The sequence below is a fragment of the Streptomyces sp. NPDC031265 genome (assembly GCF_055570295.1).
In genome coordinates, this window is the sequence record NZ_JBVIHM010000007.1 from 42,694 (window position 1) to 61,400 (window position 18,707).

At 69.5% G+C, this 18,707-nt stretch carries 21 protein-coding genes; 5 read left to right on the forward strand and 16 right to left on the reverse strand.

Going from position 1 to position 18,707, the window contains the following annotated elements:
* Positions 1 to 375: 375 nt before the first annotated feature.
* Positions 376 to 792 (reverse strand): helix-turn-helix domain-containing protein, encoded by a 417-nt coding sequence (locus tag ACZ499_RS13325; RefSeq protein WP_468674616.1) that lies wholly within the window; start codon positions 790 to 792, stop codon positions 376 to 378.
* A gap of 653 nt (positions 793 to 1,445) precedes the next feature.
* Here ACZ499_RS13325 and ACZ499_RS13330 point away from each other — a divergent pair.
* The 4 genes from ACZ499_RS13330 to ACZ499_RS13345 all read left to right on the forward strand — a co-directional run bounded on the left by ACZ499_RS13330 (position 1,446) and on the right by ACZ499_RS13345 (position 4,912).
* Positions 1,446 to 2,000: a response regulator gene (locus tag ACZ499_RS13330; RefSeq protein ID WP_468674619.1), complete on the forward strand. Its 555-nt coding sequence runs from the start codon at positions 1,446 to 1,448 to the stop codon at positions 1,998 to 2,000.
* A gap of 173 nt (positions 2,001 to 2,173) precedes the next feature.
* On the forward strand, positions 2,174 to 3,442 hold the full coding sequence (locus tag ACZ499_RS13335) for a cation:proton antiporter (RefSeq protein WP_468674621.1): 1,269 nt from the start codon (positions 2,174 to 2,176) through the stop codon (positions 3,440 to 3,442).
* A gap of 304 nt (positions 3,443 to 3,746) precedes the next feature.
* Positions 3,747 to 4,304, forward strand: a complete 558-nt coding sequence (locus ACZ499_RS13340) for a sigma factor (RefSeq protein ID WP_468674623.1) — start codon at positions 3,747 to 3,749, stop codon at positions 4,302 to 4,304.
* Positions 4,226 to 4,912, forward strand: coding sequence for a hypothetical protein (locus tag ACZ499_RS13345; RefSeq protein WP_468674625.1), 687 nt, complete (start codon positions 4,226 to 4,228; stop codon positions 4,910 to 4,912). Before ACZ499_RS13340 ends, ACZ499_RS13345 begins: the two co-directional genes overlap by 79 nt.
* A 391-nt stretch (positions 4,913 to 5,303) precedes the next feature.
* On the opposite strand, the gene ACZ499_RS13350 is transcribed toward ACZ499_RS13345, so the two are convergent.
* The 5 genes from ACZ499_RS13350 to ACZ499_RS13370 all read right to left on the reverse strand — a co-directional run bounded on the left by ACZ499_RS13350 (position 5,304) and on the right by ACZ499_RS13370 (position 8,555).
* Positions 5,304 to 5,849: a hypothetical protein gene (locus tag ACZ499_RS13350; protein ID WP_468674626.1), complete on the reverse strand. Its 546-nt coding sequence runs from the start codon at positions 5,847 to 5,849 to the stop codon at positions 5,304 to 5,306.
* 280 nt (positions 5,850 to 6,129) lie between these two features.
* Positions 6,130 to 6,573, reverse strand: a complete 444-nt coding sequence (locus tag ACZ499_RS13355) for a hypothetical protein (protein WP_468674627.1) — start codon at positions 6,571 to 6,573, stop codon at positions 6,130 to 6,132.
* A 137-nt stretch (positions 6,574 to 6,710) separates the two neighbouring features.
* Positions 6,711 to 7,067 (reverse strand): hypothetical protein, encoded by a 357-nt coding sequence (locus tag ACZ499_RS13360; protein WP_468674629.1) that lies wholly within the window; start codon positions 7,065 to 7,067, stop codon positions 6,711 to 6,713.
* Between the two features lie 899 nt (positions 7,068 to 7,966).
* Positions 7,967 to 8,374, reverse strand: coding sequence for a DUF2178 domain-containing protein (locus ACZ499_RS13365; RefSeq protein ID WP_468674630.1), 408 nt, complete (start codon positions 8,372 to 8,374; stop codon positions 7,967 to 7,969).
* Positions 8,364 to 8,555, reverse strand: a complete 192-nt coding sequence (locus ACZ499_RS13370; protein WP_468410419.1) for a helix-turn-helix transcriptional regulator — start codon at positions 8,553 to 8,555, stop codon at positions 8,364 to 8,366. Before ACZ499_RS13370 ends, ACZ499_RS13365 begins: the two co-directional genes overlap by 11 nt.
* Positions 8,556 to 8,881: 326 nt before the next feature.
* Between ACZ499_RS13370 and ACZ499_RS13375 the strand changes: the two genes are divergently transcribed.
* On the forward strand, positions 8,882 to 9,976 hold the full coding sequence (locus ACZ499_RS13375) for an MBL fold metallo-hydrolase (RefSeq protein WP_468674632.1): 1,095 nt from the start codon (positions 8,882 to 8,884) through the stop codon (positions 9,974 to 9,976).
* Positions 9,977 to 10,169: 193 nt separating this feature from the next.
* On the opposite strand, the gene ACZ499_RS13380 is transcribed toward ACZ499_RS13375, so the two are convergent.
* The 10 genes from ACZ499_RS13380 to ACZ499_RS13425 all read right to left on the reverse strand — a co-directional run bounded on the left by ACZ499_RS13380 (position 10,170) and on the right by ACZ499_RS13425 (position 18,518).
* Positions 10,170 to 10,697, reverse strand: a complete 528-nt coding sequence (locus tag ACZ499_RS13380; RefSeq protein WP_468674634.1) for an N-acetyltransferase — start codon at positions 10,695 to 10,697, stop codon at positions 10,170 to 10,172.
* A 140-nt stretch (positions 10,698 to 10,837) separates the two neighbouring features.
* Positions 10,838 to 10,993, reverse strand: a complete 156-nt coding sequence (locus tag ACZ499_RS13385; RefSeq protein WP_468674636.1) for a hypothetical protein — start codon at positions 10,991 to 10,993, stop codon at positions 10,838 to 10,840.
* A 279-nt stretch (positions 10,994 to 11,272) separates the two neighbouring features.
* Entirely contained in the window at positions 11,273 to 12,154 is an 882-nt protein-coding gene (locus ACZ499_RS13390) for an NmrA/HSCARG family protein (RefSeq protein ID WP_468674637.1), read from the reverse strand.
* Between the two features lie 749 nt (positions 12,155 to 12,903).
* Entirely contained in the window at positions 12,904 to 14,169 is a 1,266-nt protein-coding gene (locus tag ACZ499_RS13395) for a ParB/RepB/Spo0J family partition protein (RefSeq protein ID WP_468674640.1), read from the reverse strand.
* Positions 14,166 to 15,437 (reverse strand): ParA family protein, encoded by a 1,272-nt coding sequence (locus ACZ499_RS13400; RefSeq protein WP_468674641.1) that lies wholly within the window; start codon positions 15,435 to 15,437, stop codon positions 14,166 to 14,168. The genes ACZ499_RS13395 and ACZ499_RS13400 overlap by 4 nt, the downstream gene beginning before the upstream one ends.
* A gap of 391 nt (positions 15,438 to 15,828) precedes the next feature.
* Positions 15,829 to 16,281: a hypothetical protein gene (locus tag ACZ499_RS13405; protein WP_468674642.1), complete on the reverse strand. Its 453-nt coding sequence runs from the start codon at positions 16,279 to 16,281 to the stop codon at positions 15,829 to 15,831.
* A complete protein-coding gene (locus ACZ499_RS13410; protein ID WP_468674644.1) occupies positions 16,278 to 16,799 on the reverse strand; it encodes an RNA polymerase sigma factor in 522 nt (173 codons plus the stop codon). Before ACZ499_RS13410 ends, ACZ499_RS13405 begins: the two co-directional genes overlap by 4 nt.
* Positions 16,783 to 17,238 carry a DUF3995 domain-containing protein gene (locus tag ACZ499_RS13415; RefSeq protein ID WP_468674646.1) on the reverse strand — a complete coding sequence of 152 codons (456 nt, stop codon included), beginning with the start codon at positions 17,236 to 17,238 and terminating at the stop codon, positions 16,783 to 16,785. The genes ACZ499_RS13410 and ACZ499_RS13415 overlap by 17 nt, the downstream gene beginning before the upstream one ends.
* 216 nt (positions 17,239 to 17,454) lie before the next feature.
* Positions 17,455 to 17,685 (reverse strand): hypothetical protein, encoded by a 231-nt coding sequence (locus tag ACZ499_RS13420; RefSeq protein WP_468674648.1) that lies wholly within the window; start codon positions 17,683 to 17,685, stop codon positions 17,455 to 17,457.
* A complete protein-coding gene (locus tag ACZ499_RS13425) occupies positions 17,682 to 18,518 on the reverse strand; it encodes an MmyB family transcriptional regulator (protein WP_468674649.1) in 837 nt (278 codons plus the stop codon). The genes ACZ499_RS13420 and ACZ499_RS13425 overlap by 4 nt, the downstream gene beginning before the upstream one ends.
* Positions 18,519 to 18,707: the final 189 nt, after the last annotated feature.

Below are 18,707 nucleotides of genomic sequence, written 5' to 3' on the forward strand. Positions count from 1 at the left end.
ATCTCCTCCGCTTTCGCGCACGCGGGGCGTTGTGCGTGCGTCACTCCCCCCCCCCCCCCCCCCCCCCCCCCCCCCCCCCCCCCCCCCCGCCCCTTCACCGGGTCCCACTCGTTGTGGGCCAGGTGCAGGTACCGGACCGTCCCGGACTTGCTCTCCCGCTTCGTCGTCTTCACGTACACGGCTCCAGACGACAGGCCGAAGCCACAGGCCAGCGCAGGTGAATCAGGAAAGTCGCGTCTCTAGGAACTTCCAGGCGTTCGCGCCCCTCACAGCCCGATGACCTGCGCCTTCAGTCCCTCAGAACATCCAGAACCCGCGAATTACGTCGCACCCGGGTGAACGGTAACCACGGGCTGTTCAGGAACGTTCGCCACTTCAGCTACCGATGGCTCGGCCCTGCTCCCGAAGCCAGCCGATGGCCGGGTGGTGTTCCGGCCCTCCCGCAGGAGGGATCAGGTTGCGCGCGGAGGGTGCGGCCTGGGGAGCGCTGTGGACCGTGCGGTGCTGGCTGGGTGTCGTTCCGTAGTGGTCCACGAACACCTGCCTCATCGTTTCGGCGGAGCTGAACCCGCAACGCCTCGCGACCGAAGCCAGCGGCAGTGCTGTGGAGACGAGGAGTTGTGAGGCCGCCTCGGCTCGGGCGGTCCGTACGAACTGGGCTGGTGTCTGTCCGAGCTGGTCGAGGAACAGCCGGGACAGATGACGTCCGCTGACTCCCGCGTACCCGGCGAGCACGGTGGTGGCAAGGTCGCTGTCGAGGTGTTCGGTGATGTATTCGACGGTCTGCTGCACGGTCCGGTGCTCCGGGGCCGGCGCGTCGACGAACCCATCATCCTCGGACTGGCCGAGCAACTGCGCTGAGAAGGAGAAACCGAACCACGCAGCCGAACGAGATCATCGAGGTTCTGAACCGCCCGATCAGCCATGAGCTGCCCGCCCGTGACGTGACCCGCCCGGCCCACGTCGCCAAGGACGGAACCCCGCGCAACGTACCGATCGCCTTCACCTGGAACGGGTCGCACATCGTCATGCGTACGACGAAGAACGCGCCCGCACTCCCGTGGCCACCCTCGCGCACAGGCTCCTGAAACGACGGCACCAGCAGGTGAGACACATCTGAATGTCTGGAGAACCGTCGGACTTCGCCTCAAACGCCGGCCCACCCGGCAGGGCACCCGGGCCGGGGAGCGTCTCACGGGCCTGGGCGGGCATCGGCTCCACCGGCAAACGCATCACCGTGACCTCACTCCAGGGTAGGGAGCCGTACCCGCCCCAGGCTGGAACCTGCCGGTCGGCGCGGTATCCGACACGTGCCGATGCCACCGCCGACTGGTGGGAACTGGCCCCCCGACCGGCTGGAACCGGGCTCATGACCTCGCCGGGGATGGCGAGGGACCTTACGGTCGAGTACGACAGGGATCGATTGACGACGGGGTGCGACGCACGTGATTCGGGTAGTGGCGGTGGATGACGAGGCGCTGGTCCGATCCGGTTTCCGCCTCATCCTGGGCGCGGCAGACGACATCGAGGTCGTCGCCACGGCGTCGGGCGGGGACGCCCTCGACACGGTGCGGGAACACCGTCCGGATGTCGTCCTCCTCGATATCCGGATGCCGGACGTGGACGGCCTCACGGTGCTGGCTCAGCTGCGCGCCCTGCCCGCTCCCCCTGTTGTGGCGATGCTCACCACCTTCGACACCGACGAGTACGTCCTCACGGCCCTCCACTCGGGCGCGGCCGGTTTCCTCCTCAAGGACACCGAACGGGATCAACTTCCCCAGTCGGTCAGGACGTTGGCCGCCCGGCACGACGGCGACGCCGTCGGCGTGACGGTCACCAACAGCGCGCCGTCCCGCCCCTCCCTGCCCCTGCCCGGCGCACACCAGGGCCTGCCGGGCCTCAAGGAGCGCGCCGACATCCTGCACGGCACCGTCGCGTCCGGCCCGACCGACGAGGGCGGCTACCGGGTGCGGATACGCATCCCGTCCCGCGCGGACTGACCCGCGCACCCCACCGCGCACCCCACCGCGCACCGGGAAGTCCGGTCCATCGGCAGTGGACATCCCGCCGGTCGGTGCAGGTTCCGCGTGCGTGCGAAGCGCCGGCATGCACGGGCCGACTCCCTCTTCGCCCCGTAACTCGTCACGTTCTGTGTCCCGAAACAGGAATCCACATGGTCTTCACCTTGATCGTGATTACCGCTGCGGCCGCCGGGTGGTCGCTCGTCGCCGGATGGCTGGAGCAGCGGCACGTCAGGGCCCCTCTGGTGCTGGTCCTCGCGGGGATCATCACCGGGTTGTTCACCCAGAGCGAGATCGCCGCCACCTTGAACTCCGAGGTCGCCCAGCACGTGGCCGAGGTCATCCTGGCGGTCCTGCTGTTCGTCGACGCGACCGAACTGCCGGGCGGGCGACTGTTCGGCAACGATCCCGGCGCGGCCGCCCGGGCACTGCTGGTGGCACTGCCCCTGAGTCTGGCCGCGATGGTCCTGCTGGGCTCGCTGCTGCTGCCCGCGCTGCCTGCGGCGCTCCTGCTGCTGATCGCGTGCATCGTGGTTCCGACCGACTTCGCCCCGGCCGAGACACTGGTACGCGACACGCGCATCGCGGCACGGGTGCGCAACGTCCTCAACGTGGAGGGCGGTTACAACGACGGGATCGTGTCGCCCATCTTCCTGTTCGCTCTGATCCTGGCCGGTTCCACCGCACAAGCCCACACCCCCATGCAGGCACTGGGCACGGCCGTTCCGTCCGCGGCGAAGGCACTCGTCGCCGGCATCGTGCTGGGGCCGCTGCTGGCCTGGTTGATGAACTCGGCCGACCGCATGCACTGGATGACCGAACAGTCACGCCGGATCCTGGTGCTGGTCGCACCACTGCTCGCCTACACCACCACTGTGGCGGCTGACGGCAACGGCTTCGTGGCCTCGTTCGTCTGCGGCATCGCCTTCCGTTACGTCCGGCAGTCCCCGACCCGGCGAGGGGGCGCCCAAGCCCCCGACGCCTCGGACTTCCGGCTGATCGAGGACACCAACTCGATCCTGACCATGTGCATGTGGTTCTTCTTCGGAAACGCCGTCGTGCTCGCACTGGGCGACGGCGTCCACTGGCCCACCGTCGCGCTCTGCGTCGCCGCCCTCACCGTCGTACGCATCGTGCCGATCCTGCTCGCCTTCCTCGGCTCACACTTCACCTGGCGCGAACGACTCATGCTGGGAGCCCTCGGACCACGCGGCACCACCTCGATCGTGTTCGGGCTGATCGCCTTCAACACCCTCCCCGACGGGCCCCACGCGGACACCGTCCTGTACGCGACGACGCTCACCGTGCTCGGCAGCGTTCTGCTCCACGGCGTCGGCTCGACCACCATCGCCCGCCTGCTCACTCGGCCCTCTGCTCCGTCCGCCCCTGAGACCACGACCGCGGGGCCGAGAGCGTCATGAACCAGCGCCGAGGAGACGGTGTCCACGAGCGCCAACCGGTCCGATGCGGCCGCCCCGCATCGGACCGCCACCCGGCGGGGGCGCGCTCCGCCGGGTGGCGGATGGGCTCCGGACGCCCGGCGGACACCCCCACGGCCTGCCCTTGAACGAGGCTGGCACGGCAGGGCGGTGCACGGCAGGGCACGGCCACGCCGCCCTGGCTGCCGCCGGACGCGGAGGTATCCCGGCACCTCCGGCCCGCCATCGGCCGCCTCCCTCCATCGGTGCGGGCACACGTCGGCCCCGGAACGAGGAGGACGCCGAAGTGTTCAGCGGCAACGAGGCGCTGCGCTGCGAGGAGTACGTACGGCTCAGGCAGGACGCGCTGCTGCGCACGGCCCGCCGCCTGGTTCCTGATCCGGTGGACGCCCAGGACCTGCTCCAGACCGCCTTCACGCAGACCTTCGACCGGTGGGACCAGATCGTCGACAAGAACCTCGCGGACGCCTACCTGCGCCGGGTGGTGATCAATACCCGGACGGAGTGGTGGCGGGCCCGCAAGTTCGAGATCGCCCGCTACGGCCTGAGCGAGGACGCCGCCACCGAGACCGCGATGGTGCAGCGTGGGAGTCGCGGTCCTCGTGATCGTGTGCGCGACGGTGGTGATGGACCGCCTGCCGCGTCTGCGCCGTCTGGCGAAACCGGTCGTCGCCGTGGGCACCATGTTGCCAGCAGCAGACCGGTGAGCTGTACGAGGCACTGGGTACCTCCGATCCCCCGGCCGTCCCGTCGTACGATCTTCGAATGGCCAAGCGCAAGGTGGAACGACGGGCCCGGAAGATCCTGGGCGAGGAACCCGTGGCCCTGGTGTGGTGCGGCATAGGGAAGGCGATCCCGGCGCCGCCCAAGGACGTCCACCGAGCGGCGGGGAAGGGACGGCTCAAGGGGCGACACCACTGGCTGCTCTACGTGGGCGCCGTGCTGGGGTTCTTCATCATCGTCCCGTGGTACCTCCTCGACACGCTGAGCAAGAAGACCGACGGGCATCTCAGGTCCAAGCCCGCACCGGGCAGGCAAGGCCAGCAGACGACCGATGGCGACACTCGGTTGCCTACGCCGCCGACAACGGCCGATCGGGACCCGGCTGAGGGAGTCTTCGACGGAGACTGGGGCCTGACCGCCGGCCAGCTACTGCTGCGCTGGTACTCGCAGTCCCCCAACCCGCGACGCCTCGTCCTGTTGGCTCGGGACCGAATCTGCGTGGCCGCCTCGCCGCGCCGCCGTCTGTCGCCCACGAAGGCCGACGACTTCCAGATCGTGACGGAGTTCAGCCGCCACGAGGCACGCATCGAAGCGGAAGCCGGTCAACCGCGTGGTTTCGCAACCTTCCGCATCCACTTCGCCGACAGTTCATGGCTGGAGCTCCGCCGGCTCGCCACTCCCCAGGACGCAGACCACTTCCTGAACACTGCCGGCGCTGCCGGCGGCTGACACCGGAATGAAAGTCTCCGGACCTCGTTCGCTCGTTTGCTCGTTCGCAGGACCGAGGCAGGCGAAGGGGAGCCGATGAGCGGCCCTGAGCCGTTCCACGCCTGCGAGGGGCACGTGCCCCAGACACCTGGCTCGCCGGTGACGACTCTCGGTATCCGCTTCCTGGCGAGTGGATACCCCACAGGGCGGCACCCGGGCCGTATCGATTCCCCCGGCCTGGACGGGAACGGAACGCCGGTCATCGTGGAGTACAAGCGCACACCCGCGACAAATCGGTGATCGCTCAGGAGCCTTCCTGCTTGCCCTGGCTCCATGACCACCACCACGAGTTCGAGAGCCTGGTCAACAAGGAGCCCGGCGCCTCGGCTCGCGGACGAGGGGAGACGACCGCTCACCCGTGCCGGTCCGAGTTACGCAGGCATTCGGTGGTCAGGTCGACTGTCATCCGGTTGAAGGCCGGGGCCTCGGTGGGGCGTTCGTGGCTCGCGGAGACGGTGGCCATGCCTGAGCCGGGCATCTTCAGCCTCGCGGAGACCTCGCCGTTCACTGGTGCGATGTCGTCAGGGCGTGGCCCTTTCCATCCTTGCCGCTCCATCCGCGTGACGACGTCGCGTGCGAGCTGCGTCGGCGTGCGCTTGTCCGACGGGGACGCGTAGAGGGTGATCTGGGCGGACCCGATGACCTCGCTCTCGTCCTCGGAGTCGCCGATGAAATCCGCGGGGTGGCACGCGTCGCGTCCCCCGGCGAGTTCCTCCGGTCTGATGTGCGGGTCCACGGCCTTCACCGCGTCCAGGGCAGGTGGGTACATCGCATCCCATGCCTGTCTGTCCGAGCGCGCGGAAGGGTCAACGCGGCCGGCGCAGGCTGTTGCGGTGCCCGCGACGGCGAGCAGAGCGGCGGTGCGCAGAGCCCAGGGGAGCGGCAGGGAGCGAGACATGCCTCTACCCCACCGCAGTGCGGCGGCCGTGTCATGAGTGCTGGTACTCAAGGCCGGCTGTCCCGGGCTGTGTGGTGTGTGGCTCGGGTCGTACCAAGTCCGACGCGTCTCACCCAACCCGGTCCATGCAGGTCCGCCCATGCGGACGACTCGCTGACGCGGCTCTGGCATCCGGGGGGCACCTTCGAGAGGGCGTACATCGAGGACTGGGAGCATCTGCGCCACACTCCCGCGCTGCTCGCCTCCTGGCACCGACTCGTCGGTCAGCTCGGGAGAGTGGTCAGCACGCCCCGGAGATCTGCCTGGTGCCGACGTACAGGGCACCGCGCGAGCTGATGTCCACGGTCGAGCCCCCTCCACCCGCGGAGTTCGACGCCCATGCCGCGAAACCGCCCGGGGTGTAGACCACGAAGTTGCCGTCCGCCTGATACGTCGCGTGGTTGGCGCCGGACCCATAGGTGTTCGATGCCCAGCACACCGTACGGCTTTGGGAGCCCTGGGTCGGGTCGCCGTCCCAGCGGTACTCGACAAGGTTGCCGTCCGACTGCATGGTCAGCTGGTACCAAGTGCTGGTGCCGGTGATACCGGTGATCGAGTCCCCGACGTTCAGGGTCTGGCCACGGTACAAGGCAGTTGTGGTGTTCGCCGAAGCGGTTCCGGCCACACCGGCGACGGATGCCACCGCTGCGGCGCCCGCGACAAGCATTTTGGTCGTCTTGCGCATGAGTGTCCCCTGTAGATGAATCAGATGTACGGGATGGCGCCCCCGGCCCTGACATGCGCGGGCCGGGGCAGACAGCGTCTGGTCACGGATGGGCGGTCCAGCCCCGCCGGCACGGGCACAGTCGCCTCGCGAAGGAGTCAGAGCGTGCCGTAGAGGTTGCACTGCGTCCAGTCCGAGGGCTGCGAGGGCAGCACGTCGCAGTAGCCGACGCGGTATTCCCCGTTCTCCTGCTGGTAGCCCTGGATCACCAGCTCGCCCTTCCACCACCAACCGGGCAGCGCGGTCCAGTCGTTGGGGGTGGCGATCCAGCCGGTGCAGGCCTCTTCGTCGGCCTGGTTGCGGCCGCAGATCCTGATCTGGTCGGACCAGCGGGTCGACACCGTCACCTGCTGGCCGTTGGTGCCGGCGGTGGCCGTTCCGGCGCCGGCCAGAAGGCCGGCAGCGGCCAGGCCCACGCCCGCAGCGGCCGCAGTGATGCTCTTGAAGCGAAGCAAGGAAACCCCCCACAGGTCAGCGACACACGGCCGCTCTTGATCTTCATGTCCGAGCCCGGGACGGCTTCCCGGCGGGAGGCACTCCGTGCGATGCCCCCGGCCCGGGGCCCCGCCGCAGACCCGATGAAGCAATCGTGACCGGGAGGCATAACACGGGCATAACGCGGTGATAACACGACGCGAGGTTCACAACGGTGACGCGGAACGCACTGCCCGGGTGTACGAGCTGACGCGCATCGACGTGGAGAACTGCTCAGCCCTGCCGCCGGCCACCGACGCCCAGCCCCTCGTCGAGCGACAGCATGGCCGGGCTACGAACCGCCGTGGTCGGGCACATGGCCGGCCTCCCCCCATGGCCCCATCGGCATCGCCCGGCCCGGACAGGTAACTGCGCCCCACAGCCCGCGCAGCAGCACGGGGCGCGGGACCAGGGATGCGCAGGTTCACCGTGCACCGTGCCCAAGCGTGCAGTCCACCCGTTCCCGGCAGGGCGCACCGCCCTGGCGAACCTCAGGCCATTGCACACCGGTTGGCACAACGAGACCATCGGAGGCCGAGCACACAGCGCAGAGCCCCGTACGCAGACCGCGTACCTGAACGAGTACACGTTCGCAAACGTCGCACGTCTTCCAGCGGGATGGACGCGCTGGGTGACCGCAGGCAAAAGGCCCTCGCCTCCCTTAGGGAGGCCAGGGCCTTTGTGCACTTGAGCGCTGGGCAGGCCTTGCACCTGCATCTCCCCACAGGAAGTGGGGCGCCTTTCCTTGGACCACCAACGCCGGGCCCGCAACCGCTGATCGCGACCGCAAGCTCAAGATCCAATATAGCGCATCCCCCGCGCCCCACGCACACCCGAGCGCCCACGTTGCCGGAACACGGCGCCCGCCGGTGAGAGGCAGTCAGCCGCGGCGGGAGAAGAATATGGTGGCCGCGATGTAGATAGCGCCGGACACGCCGCACAGGACGTCCCAGGGGTGGCCGCTGTGTCCGCGGATCAGCTCGGTCACGAATCCGGTCAGCAGCACCAGCACGAGTACGTTCATGGTGAACGCGGACGCACGCTGGTTGATGGCGTGGCGGCGCTCGTCCGTGGCCTCGCCGCGCAGCAGGGCGGCTGCTTCCGAGCGGCGAGATGCCATGACGAGGATCAGCACGTAGACGGCCATGACGACGAAGCCGGCGGCAGCCATCCCAGGCTCGTGCCGGGCCATGAAGATCGCGATGTAGCCGACACCGATGGCCAGACCCAGGGCCGGAACGCCCCAGCGCTGGCCGCGCGTGGCCTCGGGCTTGTGGTCAATCGACATGAAAGATCTCCTCCACCGTTTTTGCGAAGTAGCGGGCCATACGGATCGCCAGGGGCAGTGAGGGGTCGTATCGGCACTGCTCGATGGCGTTGATCGTCTGCCGGGACACGCCGAGCACCTGCCCCAACTCCTGCTGGGAGAGGCCCTGGGCCACGCGTAGCTGACGTAGGTCGTTCCGCATGTATGGAAAGTAGGCTTTACACCTGAGCGATGTCAAGCGTCCTTTACATCGCGCATGGTGGGCGGATCGGATCGTCTTGCCGCCACCCTGCGCACCGGGCCCGGTCCGGGCCACGCCCTGGGTAAGGGAACCACCGCCCCTCCCCCGGGCGTCTGCGGGCTTGGAGTCGAGCAAATAGGCTCTTCGGCTTGCGAGTTGACGGTCCATCACCAGATCGGGCCCGATGGTGCGCGGGTGGCTGCGGGGGCTGCCCGGCCTGCCCCCGTCTGCCGGCTCGGGCCGACCCCGCTCGGCCGCCCCCGGTCGGCCCCGCGCAGAATGCGGGCATGCGTATTCCTACCGAACTCGTCCGGCTCGACGACCAAGTCCACGCGTGGCTGCCGCAGTTCCCGGGCACCTGGGGCATGGCGAACTGCGTCGTGGTGACCTCCGGCGCCGAGACCCTGCTGGTGGACACCCCGTACACCGCTGATCTGACCCGCGCGCTCGCCGCGGCGGCGCGGCGGGTATCGGCGCCGGATGCCCGGGTGTCGACGGTCGTCAACACGCACGCCAACGGCGACCACAGTTACGGCAACGGCCTGTTCCCGGACGCGGAGATCATCAGTACCGACGCCAATCTGGCGCATCTGTGCGCGGAGCCGACGCCGGGGCAGTTGCAGGCGATGCTTGACGGGTGCCGGGACGAGGTCGCCTTCGAGCGGTATCTGCTGGCGCACTTCGGGCGGTACGACTACGGCGGCCTCGAAGTCGCCCCGCCCACACGGACGTTCAGCGGCCGCCTGGATCTGCTGGTCGGCTCGACGCCGGTGGAGCTGTACGAGGTGGGGCCCGCGCACACCGTCGGCGACCTGGTCGTGCACCTGCCGCAGAGCGGGGTGGTGTGCGCCGGGGACGTGTTGTTCGCCGGGGATGTGCCGGTGCACTGGGCCGGGCCGCTGAGCGGGGTCGTCGACGCGTGCCGGCAGATCCTCGACCTGGATCCGCGGGTGGTGGTTCCGGGGCACGGGCCGCTGGTGGGACAGGCGGAAGTGCGCGCGTACATGGCGTACATGGAGGAGCTTCGCGGGCGGCTGCACGAGCTGTACGGCGCGGGTGTGGACGTCGAGGAGGCGTCGCGGGTGCTGCTGCGGGAGCACCGGCGGGCGGGGCTGGGGCTGTGGGAGCGGCTGGCGGTGCTGGCGGCGGTGGAGTACCGGCATCTGGGCGGCGTCGAGGACCCGCTCAGCCTGGTCGAGGTGCTCGCTTCGGCGGTGCGGCTCGCGCCGGACTGCGTACCGGCGGTGGTGGCTTCGCGCGGGGAGCTGACGGCGGGGCTGGCGCAGCTGGGGGTGGCGGCTGTGCCGCCTGGGCCGCGGGACGGTGGGACTTCTGTGGCCGGGGGCGGGGCGGGTGTGGTGCCTGGGGATTTGGCGTACTAGGGGGCGGCTGATGGGTGGGTGTGCGGCGCCGCGCGAGCCCTGGGGCGACTCCGGGCACCGGCCTGCCCGTCATCGGCGTGCCGGAGAAACCACCGGTGCCAGGCCCTCTGCCTGCCCCTCCCCCGCCCCCGCCGTGACGGCAACTCGGCCTGCCCCGCAGGTCGTTACGGCAGTCGCGTCGTGCGCGGGCCGGTCAGGGGCGGTGTACGGGGCGGATCATCACCGTGTACACGGTGGGGTCGCCGGGTCCTCGGTGGTCGGCGACGCTCCGGTACCCCCAGGTCTCGCAGACGGTCTGGAGCGCTCCGCCGCCGATGGCGGAGTCCACCAGGAGCGTTACGCGCTCCTCCGGCCGGAGCGAGAGCCATATGTCGTGGAGCTGTGCGGCGACGTCGGTGCCCCGCCAGGGTTCGCGGACGACGATCTCGCTGAGGACGGCCGTCCGCTGCCCGCTCTCCCTCGTGACGTACTCCGGCAACGGCACGATCACGTTCGCCCACCAGTCGGTGTCCGCCGCGAGGGAGAAACCGTGGCAGTACCCGACGGCCCGGCCCCCCTCGTATCCGATGGCCGTCGTCCAGCCGGGCCTGGCGGCGGCCGCATGAAGACGCGCCTCGAACTGCTCGGCGTCGGAAGCCCGAGCCTCCGTGTGGACTTCGAGCAGGCTGTGCTTGACGTACGGGAGGTGCTGGGCGTCGGCCAGGCTGTACTCGACTGTCACGGATGTCGTCCTCTCGCCTGCGGTGGGCCGGTGAGCCGTGTCAGTGAGTCACTTGGCTCCGGCGAGCCGGCCGCACCAGACTAGCCGAAAACCGACCGCCTGCGCTGTTTCTCCCTCTCCCCCGCCGTCGGCCCCTGTGCTCAGTAGATCTGGAGATTGGCCCCGAACAGGCCGAGGCCGGCCTCGGCCGCTTGTCGCCACTGGCGCAGCGGGCCGTCCAGGACGTTCTCGTCCGTACTCTCGTCGAGCCAGTTCTGGTCGTCGGCCGCGGCTCGTTCCTCGGCGGTGAACGTCAACGCTCCCTCGACCTCCGGCAGGGTCGCGCCGTACGGCAGACGACTGACAGCAACCAGGCAGCTCCTATGTCCGCTCCGGCGGAGCGGAGTCGGAGCAGCCCGACGGCAAGTCCGACGGCAAGTCCGACGACCGGTGACAGGTCCTGTCCCCCGGCCGTGACGCTGGCCGTGATGCTGGCCGGATCCATATGTCGTCGACAGAAGTTGTGACTGAGCGCTTCAGTTGGCCCGATCGGCCAACTGAAGCGCTCAGTCTGTACAACCTTGGCTACGCGTGTCTCAGGCCACGAAGGCCGGTACTGCAGGCGCTGACCAGTACTCGCCCACCCACGCTTCCAGGGACGTCAGCCCGGGGTGCTGTGCACGCAGCGTCGCCAGGTCGGCCTTGAAGCCGACCGTGTCGAACCAGTCGAACATGGCGGCCAGCTCCTCGCTGTGGGCGCGTACCTGCTCGATCGGCTGGGAGGTGAAGCGCACCGGACGGGTGGCGGTGCGAGCGAAGGCTTCGGCCAACTGCGGGCCGGTCAGCTCGTCTGCGGCGATCTCGACGGTGCGCCCCAGGTAGTCGGCCGGGGTGTCGAATGCGTCGGCGGCGATGCCTCCAATGTCGCCCGGGGTGATCATCTGGAGCTTCGTGTCTGGGGCCAGCGCCATCGTCAGCGTGAGCTCGCCGTCCACCCACTGGGGGCCCAGGTGCTCGAAGTTGGTGATGAAGAAGGTTGGCCGCAGGATCGTCGCGGGCAGACCGAGCGCCGTGATGTGCCGCTCGACTTCACCCTTACTGGCGAAGTGCTGCACCTGGCCGGGGCGGTCGGCGCCATCGACCGAGCTGTAGACGAAGTGCGCGACACCCGCGCGGGCGGCCGCCTCCGCGACGGCCTCACCCTGCCGGATCTCGCCGGCGAAGCCGTCCGGTCCAGCAAAGGTCTGCACGCTGAACACGCCGTACGCGCCGCGCAGGGCCGCATCCAGCGATGCCACATCGTCCAGGTCACCGCGGACCAGGACGGCGCCGGCCTCCTTCAGCGCCAGCGCCTCGGGCTTGTTCGGGTCACGGACCAGTGCGTGCACCGTCCAGCCGCGAGACAGCAGTGCGCGCGCGGTGGCGCCACCCTGCCTCCCAGTCGCACCAGTCACCACAATGACGCGGTTGTCAGACATCTAAGGCTCCTCGATAGCGCAGGTCCTGGGTCCCTTAAGTGGCATCCCTCGGTGCCCAGAACCTTGCCCCCTCAACCAAGATTGAGGTCCAGCCCCTGTGATCTACATCATGGCCGTCAGGCTGCTCGTTGCCCCGCTCCACGGGCCAACCATCACGCTCAGCGGGCCAACTTGGGCGCTAAAGGGCCAACTGAAGCGCTCAGTCACAGAAGTCCACTTTCCAGGCCGGTTTCAAGGCCAACAAGGCGGCTCCCGAAACCACGTGGCGCTGTGCGGCCCCCTGACGGCTTCACACAGGCTCCCGGACCCGATCACACCAACACCCTCCGGAACGGGCGCCAGAGGCCCTCTTATGCGAGTCGGGTCTATGCCGGTATACCGCTTTCTGCATCTATTCATCCGATGTGCAGATCATTGGAGCCGGGGTTTCGTGATGGCACTCGACACCCGGTTCGAGCGTTCTGAAAATCTGGGCGCCCCCGGGCCGCGCGGCTCCTGGCGGAGAGCTGATCAAGGCGATGGTGGAGGAGAACGCGGCACAGCGAGTCATCAGCGAGCGGTTCTTCCCGCACTCCCCCGGCTCCGGTTATCACGGCGTGATAGGTCAGTTGCTGATGCCCGATGGGCTCGCTTACCTATCACGCCGTGATAATCCGGCTGCCTTCTCGGGGACCGCTCGCCGCGCCTGAGGCGGCGTGATGGCTCCCCTGTCGACGTACCGACGTACGGCTACGCCGAGCGCCGGGCCGTCAGTCGGCTGTTGCCGGTTCCGTTCTGATGGCTTCCCGGGCCGCCTCCTCCTGGAGGCGTTCCAGCATCCGGTTGCGCTCTGGGGGGGTCATCCGTGAGATCGCGATTTCGGCGCAGGCGACGCCGTCGTTCCACGGCATCTTGACGACGGGCCGGGCGCCGGGGCCGGAGTTGGTCTCGGGGCGCGGGGCGGGGAGGTCGCTGCCGTGGAGGGGGTCAGGTTCGGCCTCCGACCTATCACGGCGTGATAGGTCGGCATCGGGCGTGGAGTTATCACGGCGTGATAGGTCCGCGTCGGTCCTGGGGGTATCACGGCGTGATAGGTCGGCGTCGCGTGCAGGGCTGTCAGGGGGTGAGGGGGCCAGGTCGGTCGGTGGGGTATCACGGCGTGATAGGTCGTCCGCTTCGCCGGGTTCGGGCCGGGAGTACAGCTCGGCCTTCTGGCCGCGTGCCAGGGCGGCGATGGCCGAGGAGCTGTCGTTCGGTGCGAGGTCCGGGACGATCGAGGAGCTGTCACGGCGTGATAGCTCCGCCGCGCGTCGGGTCGCCTCGCGGCGTTCGTCCGATGCGGCGGCGCGGGCGTCGGCCTGTTCGCGCTGCTGGTCGGCGGTGTACTTGGACAGGTTCCGTACGTGCTCGACCTTGCGGCGGCCCTCGACCAGGTCGGCCTGGAGTTCGGGGGTCAGGTCCAGGACCGACAGCTTGGAGGAGATCGTGGACTGGGCGATGCCGAGCCTCTTGGCGGCGCGGTTCTGGGAGCCGTAGAACTCGACGAGCTTCTTGAGCGCGTTCGCCTGTTCCAGCGGGTTCATGTCGTCGCGGTGGACGTTGGCGACGAAGGCCGCTTCGAGGAGTGCCTCGTCGGTGGAGACGAGGGCGTTGTCGACGCTGACCCGGACGGTCGGTACGCCGGCGAGCTTGGCGGCTGCCAGGCGGCGGTGGCCGTCGATGACGATATAGCGGGTGTCGGGGTCGAGGTCGTCGGCGCGGTCGGGGCGTTCGCGCAGATAGGCCTCGACCGAGGCGATGGTGATGGCGTTGACGAGGCCGATCTCGCGGATGCTGTCGGCCAGGCCGTCCAGGTCGCGCAGTTGCTCGCGCGGGTTGTCGGGGTTCTGGCTGATGCGGCCGACGGGGAGCTCTGTGGGGTCGGGGACGCCGGCGGTCGGGGCGCCGGTGGCGGCGCCGATGGCGGCGCGCCGGGCGGAGACGGCTCGGGCCTGGCCGAACGACGTGCCTGCTCCGAGGTCCTTGGCTTTGCTCACTTGCTGATCTCCCGGGCGAGGGCGCGCAGCCCGACGGACTGGTCGCAGCGCGGGGCGTACGACAGGAGCGGACGCTTGACCCGTACCGCTTCCTTCTGTTCTTTCAGGTCTCCGATGACGCCGACGACGCGTGGGTCCTTGATGTCCATCCAGGACTGGAGGGAGGAGGTGGCGATGTACCCGCGCCGGGCGTCGTAGTGGTTGACGACGATCCCGAGGTAGTCGAGTTCGAGCGCGAGGTCGGTGCGCATGTCCTCTATCTGCGACGTCAGCAGGTCGTAGGCGTCCGCGCTGCTGTCCTCGGCCTGGACGACGATGAGCGTGCCGGAGTTGCCGGGCACCTCCTCGGGGCGGCGGCGTCCGTAGTACGCGGCGGCGTCCATGCTCAGGCCGAGGCTGGGCGGGCAGTCGATGAGGATGACGTCGTAGTCGGCTTCGACGGGGGCCAGGGCGCGTTCGAGGGCGGCTTCGCGGGCGCGTACCGATGCCAGGCGTACGTCGAGGAGGAAGGCGTCCGTGCAGGCGGGCAGGAGGTGGAGGCGGTCGCCGAAGCGGTCCTCGTCGATGGCGACGATCACCTCGCGCAGCTCGCCCTTGGCGTCGCCGGCCATGTGGTTGGTGAGCGAGTCCCCGCCCATGGGCAGCGGATCCTGGCCGAGCTGCTTGGTGAGGTGGCCCTGCGGGTCGAAGTCGACGAGCAGGACGCGCTGGCCGAGGCCGGGCAGGTCTTCGAGGGCGAGGGGGTCGTAGCGGTCGCCGCCGTTGTCCGTGTCCGTGTCGTTCGCTTCGTCGAGGAGGGCGGCGAAGTGCTTGGAGACGCGTACAGGCATGAGGACCGTGGGGTCTTCGGCCAGGGCCTCGCCCGTCCCGGCGGTGATGGCGGTCTTGCCGACGCCGCCCTTCTGGTTGCAGACGACGATGCGCCGCACGATCGCGGGCCGCCGTACGGCCGGGGCGGGGTGGTGGTCGAGCCACACCTGTACGGACTGGGCGAGGCCCTGGATGAGGGAGACGCCCCGGTCCTTGCAGTCGGCGCGGAAGCCGGTCCACTGGGCGGCGGGGAGGAAGGTGGCGAACGATTCGGCGCCGGAGGTGTCGATGGGGGAGAGGTTCGAGCCGAGACTGCGCCAGCTCGTGATGCCCGTCTCGACGGCTTCCTGGATGTCGACTCCGAGCTGTGCCGCGCGGATCTTCAACTCCTGGCGGAGCCGCAGGGGAAGCTTCGAGACGACCTTCTCCCGGTCGCTTCTGGTTGCAGGTGAGGTCATGAACGTAACTCTACTAACGTTGTAGATCGATTGAGGGACCGACACGTTAGCTTTCTGGCTTTGCGGGCGGGAAAGTTGGGGTGATTGGGGTGAATCAGGCGATGTGGTGGTGAAGTACTGGGTGGGGGAGGGGAGTTATCACGGCGTGATAGCCCCGGTGCGGGAAGCTGACCTATCACGCCGTGATAACTCGGCCCCTCCGACTTGGTTGCGGCCGCTGACCTATCACGCCGTGATAACTCGGCTCCCCCGACTTGGTTGCGGCCGCTGACCTATCACGCCGTGATAGGTCAGCCTCGCGTCATCCGTTTCTCGTACCGTGTCCGCCGGCCCGCACATCTGCTTCAGGTCGTGGGCCGGCTCCGCACACCCGGAGCCGGAATCTTCCCGGTCACAGCAGGGCCGTCAGGCGCCGAACGCTGCGGCTGCCCTCACGACGCACGCCCAGGGGGATCAGGGCGGCGCGGGTCGGCAGGCGCACCCCTCCGGTGAATGCCACCCGCGTTCCCTGTCCGTCGGCCGCCGCAGCCACACCGAGCAGCAGGAACCGGCTCTGCAGCCAGCACCAGCCGGGGCGCTGCACCCCGCGCAGTCGTGCCCGCATCCCGTACTTGCTGCGCGCCAGCGCCTCTACTCGCTCGCCCTGCCGACGGACGACGCACAGCCGCTCCATGTCGGGCACGACCTGTCCGAAGGTGCCTTCCAGGTCGCCCAGCAGGTCCCAGACCCGTTCGAAGGAGGCATCGATGTGCGCCTCGGTCACGTGGGCCCCGCGAATGCCGCCGGCCAAGGCGTGCAGGCGGCGTACCGGGTCGAGGTCGGTGGTGGGCCAGGGCTCGTTCATGACGTCCACGCCTTCCGGAAGGTGTCGCGGGCCCGGTGCAGCCGCGACTTGACGGTGCCCGTGCGCATGCCGAGCAGGGCGGCGGCGGTGCGCTCGTCCAGGCCCTCGACGTCACGCAGCATCAGCACCGCGCGGTGCTCGGGGGAGAGCCGGTCCAGTACGTCCCTGATGTCGGCGGAGAGTTGGGGGTCGCCGCGGGCGGGAAGCGCGCTGAGATCGGCCGGTACGGTGCGGGCGGCGCGGTGCGCGGTGCGGATCGCCTCCCGTACCGCGATGGCACGGACCCAGCCACGCAGTGCGGCGGGGTCCCTCAGGGTGCGCAGTGACTTGAAGACCGCCACCAGGGCCTCCTGCGCGGCGTCCGCGCCCTGGCCCAGGGCTATGGGCGCGCATACGCGGCCCACGTATGGGGCAAGGACGTCCAGGAGTTCGGCCATGGCGAGGGTGTCGCCATGCTGGGCGGCTCGCACGAGCCGGACCGTCCGGTCGTCGGGTTGTTCATCAGGCACGGGCCGCATCCTTCCCCCGCGCCACGCGCAGGGCGGCGACGGCCAGGACGGCGCACAGTGGGGTGTAGAGGATGAGGTTGAGCCAGTAGAAGGCGGTGCCGGTCTCCTTGGCGAACAGCCAGTAGATCCCCGCCAGAGCGCGCAGCGAGAGGCCTGCGGCCACGGCCAGGGTGGCGATGCGGAGCAGCAGGTGGTGGGGCCGGCGAGCGTGGGCGAGGACGAAGGCGGCCGCGGTGATGAGGAGGGCGACGAGAGGAAGCAGGACCGGTGGTGTGAACGGCACGTCCGTCCCGAGAACCGCGTCGGACAGGCTCTCGTCGTCGGCCGCGGGCCAGGTGGCTCCCGTCGTCCAGTACAGGTGGAGCGCAGCGTCCACGGTGAGCACCGACGCGACGAGCGCGGCAGCACGGGTCGGGGCGGGGGTGTGGGTGTGGGGCCGGAGCGGCATGGGTCCTGGTCCTCCTGCGTCGGCGAGGGAATTCCGTCGCCGTGTTGAGGAGCCGTCCGCGCGAAACGTTCCCTCGGAGTACGTGAATTCTCAGCAGCGGTGGCGGCGTCCCGGAGCTGGGACGGACGCAGGATGGGCTCTCCGCCGGCGGCTTTGGGCTCTTGGGTTATCACGGCGTGATAGGTCGGGCTCTGGTCTCGTCCGGTTGGGCGTGTCCTAGGTCAGCGCTACGTACAGGACGCCCAGCAGGCCGTAGATGCCCGTCACCACGCCGCCCCAGGAGAGCGCGGCGAGGATCTTGCTGCGGTGGCGGATCGCGTAGGGGTCGTTGCGGGCGTGGGACTTGCTGAGGCGGGTGCGCAGGGAGCGGTAGTCGGTGAGGAGGGCTGCCGACATCGACGTCCAGCAGATGAAGAGCAGGAGGAGGAACAGGTCCAGGACGCTCATGGGTGCCTCGGGGTGTCTGCTCGGAGCATCGGGGTGCGGGTGTGACGGCGGCGTTCGCCGGGGTGGAAGACCAGGATCGTCATGCGGGCACCGGGGGCGGCCATCGGCTGGGCCGCGCACAGGGTGACCCAGCCGGGGCCGAGGGAGAGGTGGTGCAGGGGGCGTTCCTCGCCGTCGAGGGGGAGGTGGGCGCCGGCCCGGTCGTAGATGCGGGAGGTGACGGGGTCGGTGAGGACTTCCTTCTCGATCTGTTTGAGCGTCTCGTCGTGGGGGTCGGCCGCGAGCGCACCGCGCAGATGGGGGAGGGCGAAGGGGGCCCAGGCGTTCTCCCAGTCGGCCAGGACCGAGCGGGCGGTGCGGTCGAGGGCCATCCAGCGCATGGTGTTGTGCGGGGCGCGGCCGTCGGGGAAGAGGGCGGCGAAGGCGGAGTTGAAGGCGAGGAGGTTCCAGGAGCGGTCGTGGACGTACGCCATGTGCGTGATGCCGTCGACGGCTTCCTGCCAGACCCCGGGGATCTCCTCGCCGGACCGCGAGTTGAGGGGGTGGGGGGGATCCTGGCCGAGCCCGTACCGCCACAGGGCGATCCATTCCTGCTCGTTCATACCGAACAGGCGGGCCACGTCTTCGAGGAGGTCGGCGGGCGGGTTGCCGTAGCGGCCGGACTCCAGGCGTCCGTAGGTGTCGGGGGCGCGGTGCAGCAGTTGGTCGATCTGGGCCTGGGAGAGGCCGGGGGCGCGCCGGCCCTGGCGGGTGGGCCGGTTCAGGCCGTGGCTCTCGGGTGTGATGAGTGCGCGGCGTTCGCGCAGCAGGCCGCGCAGAGCAACCTTGTCCATGAACGTGTTCCCCATGCGTGGGCGGCCCCCGGCAGGAGGGCGGCCGCCGCGGTGAGCTGTGCCGGTGCGGGGTGCGGGGATCAGCAGCCCCAGGCGGAGTCCCGCCGTACGCCCGGAGCGGGTTGCGGAGCGCCGGGGGCCGACAGCGGTGTTGCGGGTGTTGCCGTGGGTCCCTCGCGGTGCTGCATC